Source organism: Stenotrophomonas sp. YJH_SMC_14-1 (assembly GCF_059372275.1).
The window spans coordinates 437,853-452,158 of record NZ_JCAFVK010000001.1; the positions used below are offsets into that span (position 1 = coordinate 437,853).

The following is a 14,306-nucleotide window of genomic DNA, read 5'->3' on the forward strand; positions in this document are numbered from 1 at the left end:
TTAAGTCGCAATCCCCCAACCTTGCCGTTTACGACTTAATCCCCTCCGTCCCCTTTTTTGCGAGGAGGCGCCAGGTGGCGAGGCTGCCGTAGAGCAGCAGCAGGACGGTGAGGGTGATCAGTTCGTGGCTGACGTCGGCCAGGCTGGCGTCCATCTGGTTCAGCCGCACCATCAGGTTGATGCCGGAGGTGGTAGGCAGCAGCTGCGCCAGCCAGACCAGCGGTTGCGGCGTCATCACTGCCGGCCACGACAGGTTGGCCAGGAAGAACAGAGGGATCGAGGTGGCGATGATGTACTGGAAGGCGCGTTCGCGGGTGCGGAAGAAGCTGCCGACGAACAGACCGAAAACCACGGTAGCGGCGATGAACAGGGTGCCGCCCAGCAGCTGGCCCAGTGGGTTCCCGCCGCGCGGATAGTCCTGCACCCAGGCGGTGAACCCGGCGTACCAGAACAGGCCGAACAGGCCGATCAGGCCGAAGCCCATCGCCATGCCGGCCAGGGTCGGGAGGTCGAAGCGCAGGCGCCGGCCGAGTGCAAGACGACGACCACCGAGCAGCACGCCGATGCCCATCAGCAGGGTCTGGTGTACGATCAGCTCAGCCACACCGGGCACGATGGCGCTGCCATAGCCTTCCTGGGTGTTGTACAGCGGGCGCTGCACCAGGGTGACCGGCGGCGCCTGTGGCGCGCCCATGAAGGCGGCCTGGCCGACCACGGCGTCACGCCCGAACGCGCCCAGTGCATCGGCCACGCTGCCCAGCACCCAGCTGGCACGGCCCAGGTAGGCGCCGTTGCCGAGCAGCACCAGCTTGGCCGGGTGGCCGCGCAGGATGTCGCGCTCCAGGTTGGCCGGGATCAGCACGATGCCTTCGGCATGGCCGGCTTCCAGCTGCTGACGCGCACTGTCGATGTCCGCCGGTTGCCCGACCACGTGTGCGACGCGGAGCGCATCGAGCTTGCGCAGCAGTTCGCGGCTGGTCGCGCTATGGTCTTCGTCCACCACCAGCACCGGCAGGTTGCCGGCCACCTGGTGCCGGTAGGCGGCTGGATAGAAGAACGAATACAGGATCACCGCACCGACCATCACCACGATCGCGTAGCGGTCGCACAGCACCGCCATCAGGGTCTGCCGCAGGCTGCGCCAGAGCACGCTCATGCGTCAGCTCCCGCAGGCTGCGCGGCTTTCGGCGTGCGCGCAAAGGCGATCAGGCGCAGGCCGCCAATGCCTCCTGCCACCACCGCCATCAGCAGCAATGTGGCCAACGGCCACACCGAAACCTGCAGCGGCGAACCGATGAACTGCTGCTGGGTCTGCAGCTTGATGTAGGCGCTGAGTGGCAGCAGCTGATGCCAGATGCGGGTGAACAGGGGGCCATCCAGCACTGGGAAGGTAGCGCTGGAGAACGCCAGTGCGGTGCCGATGCTGAGGCCGACCGCGGACAGCGCGGTACCCATGTCGCGGGTGACGCCGACGAAGAACAACGCGTAGGCGGCCGTGGCCAGGTAGAACAGTGGCTGTGCGAGCAGCAGCAGGAGCACGCTGCCGGCCACACCATCGCCGCGCAGCCAGGCGAGGTAACCGATGCCGAGCGCGCCATACAGCGAAAACAGCAGGATGTACGGCGCGACCTTGCCGGCAATCGCCGACCACGGCGTTCGACCCAGCCAGGCGGGCAGGGTGCCGTCGCGGATCTCGCGGCCGAGGCTGCCGGCCACCGCAAGTGCCAGTACCAGCGACAGCACGGCTGGGAAGATCAGCGGTAGCAGGAACAACTCGTAGCTGCGCGCAGGGTTGTACAGGATGTCCGACTGCACCGCGATCGGTGCCGCACGCAGCTTGCCGGGGCCGACCTGCAGGCCGATGCGTTCGCGCAGCAGGCGTGCGTTCCAGGCCGAGACTGCGTCGCCGATATCGCGCGACGCAGATTGGCCGGTGGTCATGTAGGTGGCGTTGTAATAGGCGAACACCGTGCCCTGGCGTCCACGCAGCGCCTGCCGGGTGACATCGCGCGGCACCAGTACGATGGCAAACACGTCCAGCCTGCGCAGCTGCGAACGCGCGTCCTCCAGGTCCGCCGGCTGGCTGGCGATGCGTACGCCGGGGCTGGCATCGAGCATGCGCAGCAGCAGGCGGCTGTCACTGCTGTGGTCGAGGTCGACCACAGCAATGGGGATGTCGCGCATCACCGACGGCGAGAACATCCACGCCATCACCGCCAGCATCAGCAGGGGCAGCACGGTGACCAGCAGCAGGTCGGCACGGTTGCCGCGCAGCGGCTGCAGCTCGCGCCGCCACGAAGCAGCGAAGCCGTTGCGGTCCGGGCTCAGTGCTGGGGCCATGCAAACAGCACGCTCATGCCGGGGCGGAAGCCCTCGATGCGGCGTACCGGGCGCACCCGCACCTCGAAACTGCGGACGTCGTAGCCGGACGACTGGCGGGTGGTACGCCAGGTCGCATAGTCGCCGGCAGGGTTGATGAAGTAGACCTCGAACTCGCCGTCCAGGCCGAGTGCCGGCACGTTGCCCTGCAGCTTGCTGCCGATCTTCAGGCCCTGCATCTGTGATTCGCGCAGGTTCATCGCCACCCACATGCGATCGATGTCGACCAGGGTGAATACCGGGTAGCCGGCCGGCACCAGTTCGCCCGGGTCGGCCATGCGCTTGTTGATCTCGCCCGCCACAGGCGCGCGTCCTTCGACTTCGGCACGGGCGGCGTTGACTTCGGCCACCGCGCCCTGCGCCTGCTGCACCTGGCCCTGAGCGGCACGCTTGTCCTGCTCGCGTGCGCCGGCCAACGCCATGTCGTACTGCGCGCGCGCGGCACGGGCCAGTTCGCGCGAACTGGTGGCCTGGGCATGCGCTTCATCGCGCTTCTGCCGGGTCATCACCCCTTCGTTGAACAGGTTCTGCACGCGCTGGTAGGTGGCTTCGGCCAGCGTTGCACCGGCTTCGGCGCGCTTCCAGTTCGCTTCGGCGGCGCGGATGTCTTCGCTGCGCGCGCCTTCGTCGGCCTTGTCGGCCACCGCCTGTGCGGCGGCCAACGCGCCGTGGGCCTGCTGTTCCTTGGCGGCCACTTCGGGGCTGTCGAGCAGGAACAGCACCTGCCCGGGCTGCACGCGGTCGCCCTCGCGCACCTTCAACTCCGCCACGCGCGCGGTGATCTTGGCGGCCACGTTGATGGTGTCCGCGTCGGCCATGCCCTGGATCTGGTCGGCCGGGCTGCGCCAGGCCAGCCACAGGCCGAGCACCACCGCGACCAGCAGCACCACTACCAGGATCGGGCCCAGGCGGCGCTTGGCCGGGGGTGTTGTCGCATCGTCGTGCAGCACATCACTCATGGTCGATCACCTCGTCCGCACGGCGCCGGAATTCTTCAAAACGGTCCATCTGTCCACTGACCTCCAGCAACTGCGCCAGCGCAATATCGTATTGGTAGGCGGCCTGTGCGCGCTCTACACGGGCACCGCCCAGGCCGAGCCGCGCGTCGATCACATCCAGCGAGGTGGCCTGGCCCTCGCGGAACGCCAGCTCCTGCAGGCGCAGGTTTTCCTGTGCCTGGGTGATGCTGCTGTCGAGCAGCACGTACTGCTGGCGCGCGGTCTCCAGTTCGTTCCAGGCCTTGCGCACGCCCAGCGCGACCTGGTTCTCGGCCTCGCGCAGGCCCGCTTCGGCCTGGTCCAGCTGCGCGCGCGCGGCGCTGATCTGTGCCGGCCGCGAGTTCGGCGACAGGAAGGTGTACTTCAGGCCGATACCAAACGCCCAGTCCGGATCGGTCAGCATTTCGTCGCGGCGGCGGAAGTCGTACTGGCCGAAGGCAAAGATCTGCGGTTTCAGCTTGGCCTGCTGCACGCGCACGCCCTGTTCGGCCTGCGCCACCATGGCCCGCAGGCGTGCGATCTGCGGCTGGCGCGCCTGCGCAGTACGCTCGAAGCTGGCTACCGGTTCCAGCGGCACGCGCTGCACGAACAGCGGCGAAACCGGCTGCACCTCGCCCCCACTGCGCAGCAGCGTGGCCAGCGCGGCCTTCAGCGTGGCCAGGTCGTTCACTGTCTTCTGGTATTCGCGCTCGGCCTTGTCGCGGGCCACGGTGGCCTGAAGGCGCTGCGCGCGGGTGGCGAAACCCTCGCGTTCCAGCTTCTCTGCATCGGACAGGTGGCGGTTGAGGCCATCGCGCACGTCACGGCGCACGTCCACCGCCTGCTCGGCCAGGCGCTGCCCGAAGTAGGCCTGGGCCAGCTGCACGATCAGCGATTGACGTTGTGCTTCGCGCTCGGCGCTGGCCTGTTCGTGGGCGGCACTGGCCGCACGCTGCGCGGCCGGAATCACGCCGCCGGTGTACAGCGGCAGCACCGCGGTGACCACTGGACGGGTGCGCCAGTCGCGCTCGGTGAACGACAGCGGCGAATCGATGCCGAAGGCTTCAGCCACCGGCGCCAGTGAGCCCAGCGGCAGAGTGAGCGTCTTCTGGAACTGCAGGCGGCGCACTTCGCCGGTGATCTCCGGCAGGCGCAGCAGCCGGGTGGCGTCCTGCAGGTCCTGCTTGTTGCGAACGGCTGCATCGGCAGCGGCCAGCGCATCGGAGACCTGCTCCAGGCGTTGCCGCGCCTGTTCCCAGTCCAGTGCGGGTGCATCGGCACTGCTCTGCGCTGCCGCCGCAAGCGGCAGGCAGGCTGCCAGGGTCAACGCGACTTTCGCGCTGTGCATCCTTGTACGTCGGCCGATCACGCCCATGCCGTCCCAGTGGTAAAGAAGTGCGCAAACGGTAGTGCGCATGGTGTGAAGCCCGGGTCTGCGGTCATCGGTCTTTCCTCAACGAAGGGTGCCGCTGGCCGCAGTACGCAGCGCCTGGGTGATGTGCTGCAGCGTGCTTGAGCGCACGGCGGCATGCTGCCAGTACAACGGCACATCGAGCCAGCGGCGGGGTTCCAGTACCACCACGCGGCCGGCGCGCACAGCGGGCGCGGCCAGGGTTTCCGGGGCCAGGCCCCAGCCGAGTCCGCACGCGGCGGCTTCGACGAAACCGGTGGAGGAGGGCAGGTAGTGTAGCGGCGGCTGCAGCCGCGCGCGGGTCAGGCGACGCACGAAGCGCCACTGCAGTTCATCTTTGCGGTTGAACACCAGCATCGGCGCGCGTGCCAGTGCCGTGGCGTCCATGCCATCGCTGAAGTACTGGCGGGCGAAGCCGGGCGAAGCAATCGCTTGGTAGCGCATGGCGCCGAGCGGGTGCACGTTGCAGCCCTTCACCGGCTGGCTTTCGGCGGTGACCGCACCCAGCACGCTGCCGTCGCGCAGCAACCGCAGGGTGTGGTCCTGGTCGTCCATGCGCAGGTCGAACAGGTAACCATGGCGCTGGTGCAGGTCGGCGATGGCCGGCACGAACCACGTATCGAGCGAATCATCATTGACCGCCAGCGGGATCGGGGTGCGCGCAGCGTCGCTGCTGCCACGCTCGGGTAGCAGCTCGGCCAATGCCTCGGCCTCCAGCGCCTGCATCGGTCGCACCCGGCGCAGCAGCGCCTCACCGGCGGCGGTGGGGCGGCATGGCGCCTGGCGCACCACCAGCACCTGCCCGAGCCGGTCTTCCAGAGCCTTGATCCGCTGCGACAGTGCTGATGGGCTGATCGACAGGCGGCGTGCCGCAGCCTCGAAGCTGCCTTCCTCCAGCACCGCGGCAAACGCGGCCAGTTGCGGGTGTACCAGGTCCATGCCGGTGCCTCTTCAGTTTTCCTGCACAGGATAAAGAAAAATCAGTTTGTCTAAACAAGGCTGTTGGCCGCACCCTGCGCGTCCCCTCGCTGCCTGGCCTGTCCCGATGTGGATTGCCGCTACCGTCGCCGGCCTCTTCGCGGGCGCCGGCCTGATCATCGCCATCGGCGCACAGAATGCCTTCGTGCTGCGCCAGGGCCTGCAACAACGTCATGTGGGCAGGGTGGTGCTGGCCTGCGCCGGCGCGGATATCGCGTTGATCCTGGCCGGCGTGGGCGGCATGGGCGCGCTGGTGCTGCAGTGGCCGTTGCTGCTGCAGGTGCTGCGCATCGGTGGTGCGGTCTTCCTGCTCTGGTATGGCCTGCAGGCCGGGATGCGTGCGTGGCGCGGTGGCAGTGCACTGGCGGCGGGTGACGTGGACGGTGGCGATCGACGGCAGGTGCTGCTGACCTGTCTGGCCTTCACTCTGCTCAATCCGCACGTTTACCTGGATGCGGTGGTGCTGCTGGGCAGCCTGTCCACGCGCTACCCGGGCGATCTGCGCTGGGCGTTTGCAGCCGGCGCCTGCGCAGCCAGCGTGATCTGGTTCTGTGCACTGGGCTATGGCGCGCGGCTGCTGCAGCCGGTATTCCGCAGGCCGTCTGCGTGGCGGGTGCTGGATGCAGGCGTGGCGATGTTCATGCTCTGCCTTGCCATGCTGTTGCTGTTGCGCCCGCTCTAGGCGGCATCCACCGCGCACAACGGTGTTTCGCCCGGGCGCAGGGTCAGCACGCGCACGCCGCTGCCGGTGACCGCCACGGTGTGTTCGAACTGCGCCGACAGCTTGCCGTCGCGGGTGTAGACCGGCCATTCGTCCGGCTGCTGGCGGATGGCCGGCTTGCCCTGGTTGAGCATCGGCTCGATGGTGAACACCATGCCTTCTTCCAGCACCATGCCGGTGTTGGGGTGGCCGTAGTGCAGGATCTGCGGTTCCTCGTGCATTTCCTGGCCGATGCCGTGGCCGCAGTATTCCTTCACCACGCTGTAGCCGTGGCTGCGCGCGTGGCGGGCGATGGCGTGGCCGATGTCACCCAGGCGTGCGCCCGGGCGCACCGCGGCGATGCCTTTCCACATCGCCTGGTAGGCGGCCTGCACCAGCCTGCGCGCGGCGTAGTCGACCTCACCGACCAGGTAGGTGGTGCTGGAGTCGGCGATGTAGCCGTTCTTCTCCAGGGTGATGTCGAGGTTGACGATCTGGCCGTTGCGCAGCACGTCGGTGGTGCTGGGAACGCCGTGGCAGATCACGTTGTCGATCGAGGTATTGAGCACGTAGGGAAAGCCGTACTGGCCCTTGCTGGCCGGCCGCGCCCGCAGTTCATCGACGATCATGCGTTCGACGAAATCGTTGACCTCCATCGTGCTGCGGCCCTGCAGCGGCAGCTGGTCGAGTGCGGCGAACACCTGCGCCAGCAGGCGACCCGATTCGGCCATCAGCGCGATCTCGTCGGGGCGCTTGATGATGCCCATCGGCTCAGACCTGGCCCGGGGGCAGCAGCGGTGGCTGCACACCGGCCGCGCGCAGCTCGCTGGCGACGATGTCCTGGAAGCTCAGCGTGGGGTTCAGCTCGCAGAGCATGCCGACCCGGATCCAGAAGTTGGCCTGGGCATTGATCGAGCGGCTGGAGACGGTGCAGGCACGGCGCAGCTGGTCGTGCAGGGTGTCATCGATGTTGACGATGCCCATGGATGGCCTCGAAGTATGAATATACGAATCGTATATGTTTCGTATATCCATCTCAAGCCAACGTCATTCAGTCGGTGTGGGTGGCGAAGCGCAGCCGGTTGCCATCCGGGTCGCGCAGCAGCATTTCCCGGCTGCCCCATTCGGTGTCATGCGGGGGCTGCTCGATTGGGACGTTGGCGGCACCGAAGGCGCGGTGCAGGCTGTCGACGTCGTCAACGATGAAGTACACCGCGCCGCCGACCTCGCAGTCGCCGCTGTGTTCGGTAAGGAAGATCGTCTGGCCGTCGCGGGTGAGCTGGGCGAACAGCGGGAAGCCGGGTTCGAAGCGGTGTTCCCAGTCGACCACGAAGCCCAGCCCCTGCACGTAGAACGGCAGGGTGGTGTCGGCGTGGCGCATGCGCAGCTGCGGAATGACGGTCTGGGGCATGACGAGGGCTCCGGGACGGGAGTCCAGTGTAGTGCCGGCCGCTGGCCGGCATTGGTCTGGTAGATGCCAACCTTGGTTGGCATTGCCGGCCAGCGGCCGGCACTACCGAAGCCACGCCGGCCCGCGGCCGGCATTACCGGCGCGATCAGCAGGCCGTTGGTACGGCGGCGATTGCCGCCAGCAGTTCGCGGTTCACCTGCTGGTGACGCGCCTGCCAGGCAGGAAGATCTTCGGCGCTGATGTCCGGTTGGCCATCCAGCGACGACAACCAGCGCTTGAAGCGACTCTGGTAGTTGGCCAGCGACACTTCCCCGGTGATGTCACTGCCGACCAGGCCGCCGGCACGCAGCGCCTCGATCACCACCAGTGCGTCTTCCAGCTGGAATCGGCCCTGGTCCCAGTTGCTGCGCGCGACGTCCTCGGCGAACACGTCCTTGTCGATCGACAGGTAGGCCGGCTGCGGCGACTTGGCCTGTTCGGCAGCGAACGCGGCCACCAGCGCTTCGGGGTGCTCGAAGCGGCGGAACGCGTGGCCCATGCCGAGGCGATGGCCCCAGCTGACATCCACGTCCATGCACCAGTACGTCAAGCGACCGCCCAGCAGCGGGCGCCAGTGGTTCTCCCAGGCATGGCCGAGGCCGATGTCGCTGGAGGTGATGCCGAGCACATGGGTGTGCGAGATCTGCGGCAGCTTGCTGGCGGCATTCACCCATGAGCCGCAATGCATGCCGAACGGAAAACGCATGTTGTCCGGATGGTTGTCCAGCACTACCAATTGGAACGGCGCCTGTGTGCGCATGCGGCGCAACAGCGGCAGGCTGAGATGATGGAAGTCGCCACTGCCCAGCATCACGGTGCCGAGCTGCGCGGGCAGCGGCGCCAGCACTTCGGCGGCGAAACGGTGCAGGGTGGCATTGCTGCAGGCGAAGCGCAGAGGGTCGTGCCACTGCGGCAGGGCCAGGGTCTGCGCCTGGGGCAGCGGCAGCACGCCACCGTCCAGGTCGAGGATCAACGGAGAACGCAACGGCATCGCTCAGCCGCCTCCATCAGGTTCGCCCTGCAGATGCGGCGCCAGCTTGCGCAGGGCAGCGCGCAGCAGCGGGGAACGGGCGTGGATCGCGTGCCGGGTGGAGGTGAAGCGGGCGCCCAGCTCGGCTTTGATCCGCGAGTCGGTCCAGCCGGCCACATAGTGGCTCAGGCCGTGCTGCAGCGCGTACTCAAGGTTGTGCATCCAGCTGACCGCGTACAGGTTGTGCTCGCGCGACTGCGGATAGGCCAGCCCGATGTACTTGTCCACCAGCTTTCCGGTGTGGATGTAGCACAGGTTCCAGCCGATCAGCTGCCCTTGGTGGCGATACAGGAACATCCGTCCCTGGCCCTGGTTGTCGGCCAGCAGATGCTGGAAGTAGGGCAGGTCGAGCTGGTCGAAATGCACCGCGCTCTGCGCATACACGCCCAGGTACAGCGCATACAGTTCGGCCTGCAGCTGCGGGTCGGCGAGGGCCGGATCACCGGTGGCGATGCAGTCGATCTGCAGGTCATCACGCGAACGGAGCTTGCGCCGGATGTTCTTGCGGCGCGAGGGCGACAGGCGGCCGAGGTAGCCATCGAGCGAATCGAAATCGATCGCCACCCAGGCAAGCGGCATGCCTTCCAGTTCAACGAAGCCGCGCGCCAGCAAGGCCTGCAGGAACGCCGCGCTGTGCGCATTGGCCGCGTCGTCCAGCAGCGGTGAATCGATGGCCAGGTCCTTGACCACCAGCAGCCGGGTATCGCCGATCGCGTGACGCGTCACGTCCTCGGCCAGCGCCTCCGGCGCCACGTGCGCCGGCAGCGGGGTGTACTCGGTGCTGGTGGCACCGACGAAGCGGGTCTTCCAGGTGATCCAAGGCCGCCACAGGCGCGACAGAGGCAGGCCGAGCAGCTTGCTGCGCAGCGCGTCGTCCATCGTGGTGGTCAGGTCCAGCGGCGCAAGGAACGTCGGCAGGCCGCTGGGAAGGCGGCCTGCCTCGAATCCGAGCGGCGGGTGGGCCAGGAAGCCCTCCAGCAGCGCGGCCGGTTCCAGCGCGGTGCTGGATGCGCGTGACGTCATCTCCATCGGCACGGGAACCGGCAGCCCATCCAGCCTCAGCCCTTGGCCTTGGTCAGCGCCTGGTCGAGCAGGGTGATCGCCAGGTCGATCTCTTCGTAGCTGATGTCCAGCGACGGCGCGAAGGTGATCACGTTCTTGTACCAGCCACCCACGTCGAGCACGAGGCCCATGCGCTTGCCGTCGTGCAGGAGGTCACCGGCCAGGCCGATGTCGACCATGCGGTCCAGCAGTTCCTTGTTCGGGGTGTAGCCGTCGGCCTGGCAGATTTCGGCGCGCAGGGCCAGGCCCAGGCCGTCGACGTCGCCGATTTCCGGGTGGCGCTTCTGCAGGCCACGCAGGCCGTCCAGGAAGTACGCGCCCTTTTCCGGCACGGTGCGCTCGTAGTCCATTTCCTTGCCCAGCTTCAACACTTCCAGGCCCAGGCGGGTGCCCAGCGGGTTGGAGTTGAAGGTGGAGTGGGTGGAACCCGGCGGGAACACGGTCGGGTTGATCAGCTCTTCGCGTGCCCACAGGCCGGACAGCGGGTTCAGGCCGTTGGTCAGCGCCTTGCCGAACACCAGCACGTCCGGGGTCACGCCGAAGTGCTCGATCGACCACAGCTTGCCGGTACGCCAGAAGCCCATCTGGATCTCATCGACCACCATCAGGATGCCGTACTTGTCCAGCACGCGCTTGAGGCCGGTGAAGAAGTTGCGCGGCGGGATGACATAGCCGCCGGTGCCCTGGATCGGCTCGACGTAGAACGCAGCGTACTCGGCCTGGCCGACCTTGGGATCCCACACGCCGTTGTATTCGCTTTCGAACAGGCGTTCGAACTGCCACACGCAGTGGTCGGAATACTCGTCCGGGGTCATGCCCTTCGGGCGACGGAAGGGGTACGGGAACGGGATGAACATCGCGCGCTCGCCGAAGTGGCCGTAGCGGCGGCGGTAGCGGTAGCTGGAGGTGATCGACGAGGCACCCAGGGTGCGGCCGTGGTAGCCGCCTTCGAAGGCGAACATCAGGCTCTTGCCGCCGCGCGCGTTGCGCACGATCTTCAGCGAGTCTTCAATGGCCTGCGCGCCGCCGACATTGAAATGCACGCGACCGTCGAGGCCGAACTTTTCGTGCATGTCCACGGCAATGGTCTTGGCCAGCTGCACGCGGGTCGGATGCAGGTACTGGCTGGCGACCTGCGGCAGGGTGTCGATCTGGTCCTTCAGCGCGTCATTCAGGCGCTTGTTGCTGTAGCCGAAGTTGCAGGCCGAGTACCACATCTGCAGATCGAGGTAGGGCACGCCCGCACCGTCGAACATGTAGCTGCCTTCGCCGCGCTGGAAGATCTTCGGCGGGTCGACGTAGTGGACGGTATCGCCGAAGGAGCTGTAGCGGGCTTCGTCGGCCAGCAGCTGCGCGTCGGAGGCAGCGGCGTCGGCGTTCTTGTCAAAAATGTTCATGCAGTTCGGTTCCGTGAAGGACGTTCGAAAGGGGCGACGGGGGAGCGTGCTTGGAGGGAGTGCTCAGGCGGTGGCCAGCAGTGGGGGCAGTGCGGCGGGCTGCGGGCGGGCGTCGATGCGACGTGGCTGCAGCAGGCTGCCATCGAGCAGGCGCGGCAACAGTGCGACTGCATCGTGGAAGGTGTCGATGGCGGCATGCTCGATGCCGGCATTCGTGCAATGGGTAATCAGGCGGCGCTTGGCGAACACGAAGTCGGCGTCTTCGGACACGCAGAAATCCGAGCTGCCGTCACCGATCATCAGCACGCGCGGTGCTTCGTTGGCGCGCGCCTGCGCGGCGCAGGTGCACTTGCAGGTGCCACTGCGGCAGCCTTCGGCCTGGTAGGGCGACTCCAGTTCCCAATGGTCTTCGCACCAGCGCAGGTGGTTGGCCACCACCGACAGCTGCGACAGGCCGTGGTTGGCCAGGATGCGGTGGATCGCATAGTCCAGGCCGTCACTGACGATCCGCAGCGGCAGGCCCAGCTGTTCGGCACGGCTGACAAAGGCGGCGAAGCCCGGATCGATCTGTACCTGGTCCAGATGGGCGTCGAGCGTGGCCGGGTCCAGTTTCAGCAGCCGCACCTGGCCCTGCATGCATTCACGCGAGCCGATCTTTCCCGCTTTCCACTGGTCTTCCAGTTCCTGCCAGCCCGGCTGGCCGTACTTTTCCAGCAGCGAGTCGATGACATCTTCGAGGCTGATGGTGCCGTCGAAGTCACACAGGATGCTCCAGTGCATGGGCAGGTCCGTCGATGAAAGAAACGCCCGGCCCGATGCCGGGGCAGGCTCAATGTAGGCAGGCCGCCTTTCTCGTTCCTTTCCTGTTGAAAGGCTCTTCTGACAGGCTGGGAAAACGTTCAGGAAGGTGCACGGATGAATGCGCGGAGGGCAGGCCACGCGTGCACGTTCGGGTCAGGCGCGGGCCAGGACCTGCAGTATTTCGGCAGTCTCTTCGCGGGTCTGCCAGGCGCTGTTGCCAAGGGTCAGCATGCGTGCGGCGAAGTCGCGTGCATTGGGCATGTCGTCCTGCGGCACGATGCCGCGCAGGTACGCGTAGCCGGGCAGGGCATGGATGAACATGCGGCTGGCGCCGAGACCACGTGGCCACAGGTCCTTCAGCACGGCATCGCGGGCGCGCTGGCTGGGCAGCAGCAGCATCAGCAGTGGCCAGGTGCCACCGCTGCCGGCGAGGCCGTCGACCACCTCAACGGCTGGCAGCTGTGCCAGCTGCACGCGCAGCTGCAACGCACGCAGGCGACCGGCCTGCAGGAACGCCGGCAAGCGCCACGCGGCACGCGCGCCGATGTTCTGCCGCCAGTGGCTGACCCGGTGCTGCGGTATATCAAGCGGGAAAATGTCACCGACCGCTTCTTCCAGATCGTCGCGTTGAAGCGCACTGCGCAATGGATTGCCATACACCAGCGACAGCAGCGAAGGGCGATAGCAGGCAGCAAGGCCGATCAACTGCACGCTGCGCAGCAGCTCCCAGCGCAGGCTGGGGCGAACGTGCTGGACGGCATGTTCGGCCAGCCCGGCACGCAGTTCGTCGTCACGGCTGACCAGCAGGCCGCCTTCATGCAGGCTCAGGCCCTTGCCAGCAGCCAGGCTGAAGAATCCGATATCGCCACGCAGGCCGACACTGCTGTTGCCGACCCGTGCGCCGAGTGCCTGTGCGGCGTCCTCGATCACCCAGGCGCCGGCGTTGCGGGCGACTTCGCAGGCCAGTTCGACATCGGCGATGCGCCCGCCCAGGTGGGTCGGCAGGATCGCCAGCGTGCGCGCATCGGCCAGACGCCTGAGCTGGCCGGGATCAAAGTCGAAGTGACCACGACGGGTATCGCACAGTTGCACGCGCAGGCCCAGGCTGTGCACCGCGATCGGCACCAGCGGGCAGGTATAGGCCGGCATGATCACGGTGTCGCGCCTTGGCGCGCGCTTGCGCAGCGTACGCAGCGCGATCAGCAGCGCGTGCGTGCCGGAACAGGTCAGCTGCAGTGGCGGTGTGGCGAGCTGGCTGGCCAGGACTTCGCGCAGGTCGCCACCACCGGGCAGGAAATCGCTGGCCTGAATCGGCAGGCCAGCGGTAGGTGGCAGTTCGCGCGCGAACAGGCTCATCGCAGCCCGCTCACGACGCGCTTTCGGCGGGACTGTGCGGGTCGTCCGCTTCAGCGCGGCCGAGGCAGACGATGCCGGCCACGATCAGTACCGCACCTAACAGATGGTGCAGGGTCAGCGGCTCGTTCAACAGCCACGCCGACAGCAGCAGCACGCTGATCACTTCCAGGTGCGAGGCGGCAAACGCGGGGCCGATCGGCGCATGGCGCAGCAGGCTCATCCAGGTGAAGAACGCGCCCACGTAGCCGAGGATGGCGCCGTACACCCACGGCTGCGACAGCACGCGCAGCAGCCAGGCGGTGTTGGCCTCGACCGGCAGCGCGGCGTCACCGGCGTACTTGAAGCACAGCTGGGCCAGCGTGTCGAAGGCCATCAGCAGCGGGAAACCGATCACATACAGGCGCCTCATGAGCCGGCCCCCACCACCGCCACGCCCGCGGTGACCAGCAGCATGCCGGCCACCCGCAGCGGCGTGAGCTTCTCGCGGAACAGGAAACGACCGGCGATCATCAACGCAACGATGTTGATCGAGCCCAGCAGCACGCCCTTGGACAGCGGCACCAGCGACAGGAACGCAATCCAGGCCACGAACTCGAGCACGTAGCAGGCGATGCCGATCCACAGCCAAGGGCGGCTGAGCATGTGTTTCCAGCGTTGCAGTCCTTCGCCTTCCTGCGGATCGCTGGCGGCGGCCTTGAAGGCGAGCTGGCCACCGGTATCGAGTACCACATTGGCCAGCCACAGCAGGGTGGCGAGTACCCCCAT

General features: G+C 67.2%; 16 protein-coding genes. 1 reads left to right on the forward strand and 15 read right to left on the reverse strand.

The features are described from left to right. Positions 1 to 28: 28 nt before the first annotated feature. The 5 genes from AC5P9P_RS02205 to AC5P9P_RS02225 all read right to left on the reverse strand — a co-directional run bounded on the left by AC5P9P_RS02205 (position 29) and on the right by AC5P9P_RS02225 (position 5,706). Complete coding sequence (locus tag AC5P9P_RS02205; protein ID WP_033834497.1) at positions 29 to 1,156, reverse strand: ABC transporter permease; 1,128 nt, start codon at positions 1,154 to 1,156, stop codon at positions 29 to 31. Next, on the reverse strand, positions 1,153 to 2,340 hold the full coding sequence (locus AC5P9P_RS02210; RefSeq protein WP_049433034.1) for an ABC transporter permease: 1,188 nt from the start codon (positions 2,338 to 2,340) through the stop codon (positions 1,153 to 1,155). Before AC5P9P_RS02210 ends, AC5P9P_RS02205 begins: the two co-directional genes overlap by 4 nt. After that, positions 2,325 to 3,338 (reverse strand): HlyD family secretion protein, encoded by a 1,014-nt coding sequence (locus AC5P9P_RS02215; RefSeq protein WP_033834499.1) that lies wholly within the window; start codon positions 3,336 to 3,338, stop codon positions 2,325 to 2,327. Before AC5P9P_RS02215 ends, AC5P9P_RS02210 begins: the two co-directional genes overlap by 16 nt. Next, on the reverse strand, positions 3,331 to 4,731 hold the full coding sequence (locus tag AC5P9P_RS02220; protein ID WP_049404762.1) for a TolC family protein: 1,401 nt from the start codon (positions 4,729 to 4,731) through the stop codon (positions 3,331 to 3,333). The genes AC5P9P_RS02215 and AC5P9P_RS02220 overlap by 8 nt, the downstream gene beginning before the upstream one ends. 78 nt (positions 4,732 to 4,809) lie before the next feature. Then, the gene (locus AC5P9P_RS02225) at positions 4,810 to 5,706 is read right to left on the reverse strand and encodes a LysR family transcriptional regulator ArgP (protein ID WP_012479551.1); all 897 of its coding nucleotides are present in this window, start codon (positions 5,704 to 5,706) and stop codon (positions 4,810 to 4,812) included. Between the two features lie 106 nt (positions 5,707 to 5,812). Here AC5P9P_RS02225 and AC5P9P_RS02230 point away from each other — a divergent pair, with 106 nt between their 5' ends. After that, positions 5,813 to 6,427: a LysE/ArgO family amino acid transporter gene (locus AC5P9P_RS02230; protein WP_049404764.1), complete on the forward strand. Its 615-nt coding sequence runs from the start codon at positions 5,813 to 5,815 to the stop codon at positions 6,425 to 6,427. Here the strand turns inward: AC5P9P_RS02230 and map are convergent. From map to AC5P9P_RS02280, 10 genes are all read right to left on the reverse strand, one after another. Next, a complete protein-coding gene (gene map / locus AC5P9P_RS02235; RefSeq protein ID WP_174842178.1) occupies positions 6,424 to 7,206 on the reverse strand; it encodes a type I methionyl aminopeptidase in 783 nt (260 codons plus the stop codon). The two genes, AC5P9P_RS02230 and map, sit on opposite strands and share 4 nt — an antisense overlap. A 10-nt stretch (positions 7,207 to 7,216) precedes the next feature. After that, positions 7,217 to 7,429, reverse strand: a complete 213-nt coding sequence (locus tag AC5P9P_RS02240) for a ParD-like family protein (RefSeq protein WP_005412680.1) — start codon at positions 7,427 to 7,429, stop codon at positions 7,217 to 7,219. 67 nt (positions 7,430 to 7,496) lie between these two features. Further along, the gene (locus AC5P9P_RS02245) at positions 7,497 to 7,856 is read right to left on the reverse strand and encodes a bleomycin resistance protein (protein WP_024958234.1); all 360 of its coding nucleotides are present in this window, start codon (positions 7,854 to 7,856) and stop codon (positions 7,497 to 7,499) included. A 145-nt stretch (positions 7,857 to 8,001) separates the two neighbouring features. Continuing rightward, entirely contained in the window at positions 8,002 to 8,886 is an 885-nt protein-coding gene (locus AC5P9P_RS02250; RefSeq protein ID WP_049404767.1) for an arginase family protein, read from the reverse strand. Between the two features lie 3 nt (positions 8,887 to 8,889). After that, positions 8,890 to 9,954, reverse strand: coding sequence for a GNAT family N-acetyltransferase (locus AC5P9P_RS02255; protein ID WP_329771768.1), 1,065 nt, complete (start codon positions 9,952 to 9,954; stop codon positions 8,890 to 8,892). Positions 9,955 to 9,983: 29 nt separating this feature from the next. Next, positions 9,984 to 11,384 carry an aspartate aminotransferase family protein gene (locus tag AC5P9P_RS02260; RefSeq protein ID WP_005408663.1) on the reverse strand — a complete coding sequence of 467 codons (1,401 nt, stop codon included), beginning with the start codon at positions 11,382 to 11,384 and terminating at the stop codon, positions 9,984 to 9,986. Positions 11,385 to 11,447: 63 nt separating this feature from the next. Further along, a complete protein-coding gene (locus AC5P9P_RS02265; protein ID WP_329771770.1) occupies positions 11,448 to 12,164 on the reverse strand; it encodes an MtnX-like HAD-IB family phosphatase in 717 nt (238 codons plus the stop codon). A gap of 174 nt (positions 12,165 to 12,338) precedes the next feature. Beyond that, positions 12,339 to 13,541 (reverse strand): DegT/DnrJ/EryC1/StrS family aminotransferase, encoded by a 1,203-nt coding sequence (locus tag AC5P9P_RS02270; RefSeq protein ID WP_049404773.1) that lies wholly within the window; start codon positions 13,539 to 13,541, stop codon positions 12,339 to 12,341. 10 nt (positions 13,542 to 13,551) lie between these two features. Then, entirely contained in the window at positions 13,552 to 13,950 is a 399-nt protein-coding gene (locus tag AC5P9P_RS02275; protein WP_005408666.1) for a DMT family transporter, read from the reverse strand. Beyond that, complete coding sequence (locus tag AC5P9P_RS02280; protein WP_111109013.1) at positions 13,947 to 14,306, reverse strand: EamA family transporter; 360 nt, start codon at positions 14,304 to 14,306, stop codon at positions 13,947 to 13,949. The genes AC5P9P_RS02275 and AC5P9P_RS02280 overlap by 4 nt, the downstream gene beginning before the upstream one ends.

Excerpts from the sequence above, each read along its gene's own strand:
- AC5P9P_RS02205 (WP_033834497.1), bottom strand. The coding sequence starts at position 1,156 with ATGAGCGTGCTCTGGCGCAGCCTGCGGCAGACCCTGATGGCGGTGCTG.
- AC5P9P_RS02210 (WP_049433034.1), bottom strand. The coding sequence starts at position 2,340 with ATGGCCCCAGCACTGAGCCCGGACCGCAACGGCTTCGCTGCTTCGTGG.
- AC5P9P_RS02215 (WP_033834499.1), bottom strand. The coding sequence starts at position 3,338 with ATGAGTGATGTGCTGCACGACGATGCGACAACACCCCCGGCCAAGCGC.
- AC5P9P_RS02220 (WP_049404762.1), bottom strand. The coding sequence starts at position 4,731 with ATGGGCGTGATCGGCCGACGTACAAGGATGCACAGCGCGAAAGTCGCG.
- AC5P9P_RS02225 (WP_012479551.1), bottom strand. The coding sequence starts at position 5,706 with ATGGACCTGGTACACCCGCAACTGGCCGCGTTTGCCGCGGTGCTGGAG.
- AC5P9P_RS02230 (WP_049404764.1), top strand. The coding sequence starts at position 5,813 with ATGTGGATTGCCGCTACCGTCGCCGGCCTCTTCGCGGGCGCCGGCCTG.
- AC5P9P_RS02240 (WP_005412680.1), bottom strand. The coding sequence starts at position 7,429 with ATGGGCATCGTCAACATCGATGACACCCTGCACGACCAGCTGCGCCGT.
- AC5P9P_RS02245 (WP_024958234.1), bottom strand. The coding sequence starts at position 7,856 with ATGCCCCAGACCGTCATTCCGCAGCTGCGCATGCGCCACGCCGACACC.
- AC5P9P_RS02250 (WP_049404767.1), bottom strand. The coding sequence starts at position 8,886 with ATGCCGTTGCGTTCTCCGTTGATCCTCGACCTGGACGGTGGCGTGCTG.
- AC5P9P_RS02255 (WP_329771768.1), bottom strand. The coding sequence starts at position 9,954 with ATGGAGATGACGTCACGCGCATCCAGCACCGCGCTGGAACCGGCCGCG.
- AC5P9P_RS02260 (WP_005408663.1), bottom strand. The coding sequence starts at position 11,384 with ATGAACATTTTTGACAAGAACGCCGACGCCGCTGCCTCCGACGCGCAG.
- AC5P9P_RS02265 (WP_329771770.1), bottom strand. The coding sequence starts at position 12,164 with ATGCACTGGAGCATCCTGTGTGACTTCGACGGCACCATCAGCCTCGAA.
- AC5P9P_RS02270 (WP_049404773.1), bottom strand. The coding sequence starts at position 13,541 with ATGAGCCTGTTCGCGCGCGAACTGCCACCTACCGCTGGCCTGCCGATT.
- AC5P9P_RS02275 (WP_005408666.1), bottom strand. The coding sequence starts at position 13,950 with ATGAGGCGCCTGTATGTGATCGGTTTCCCGCTGCTGATGGCCTTCGAC.
- AC5P9P_RS02280 (WP_111109013.1), bottom strand. The coding sequence starts at position 14,306 with ATGGGGGTACTCGCCACCCTGCTGTGGCTGGCCAATGTGGTACTCGAT.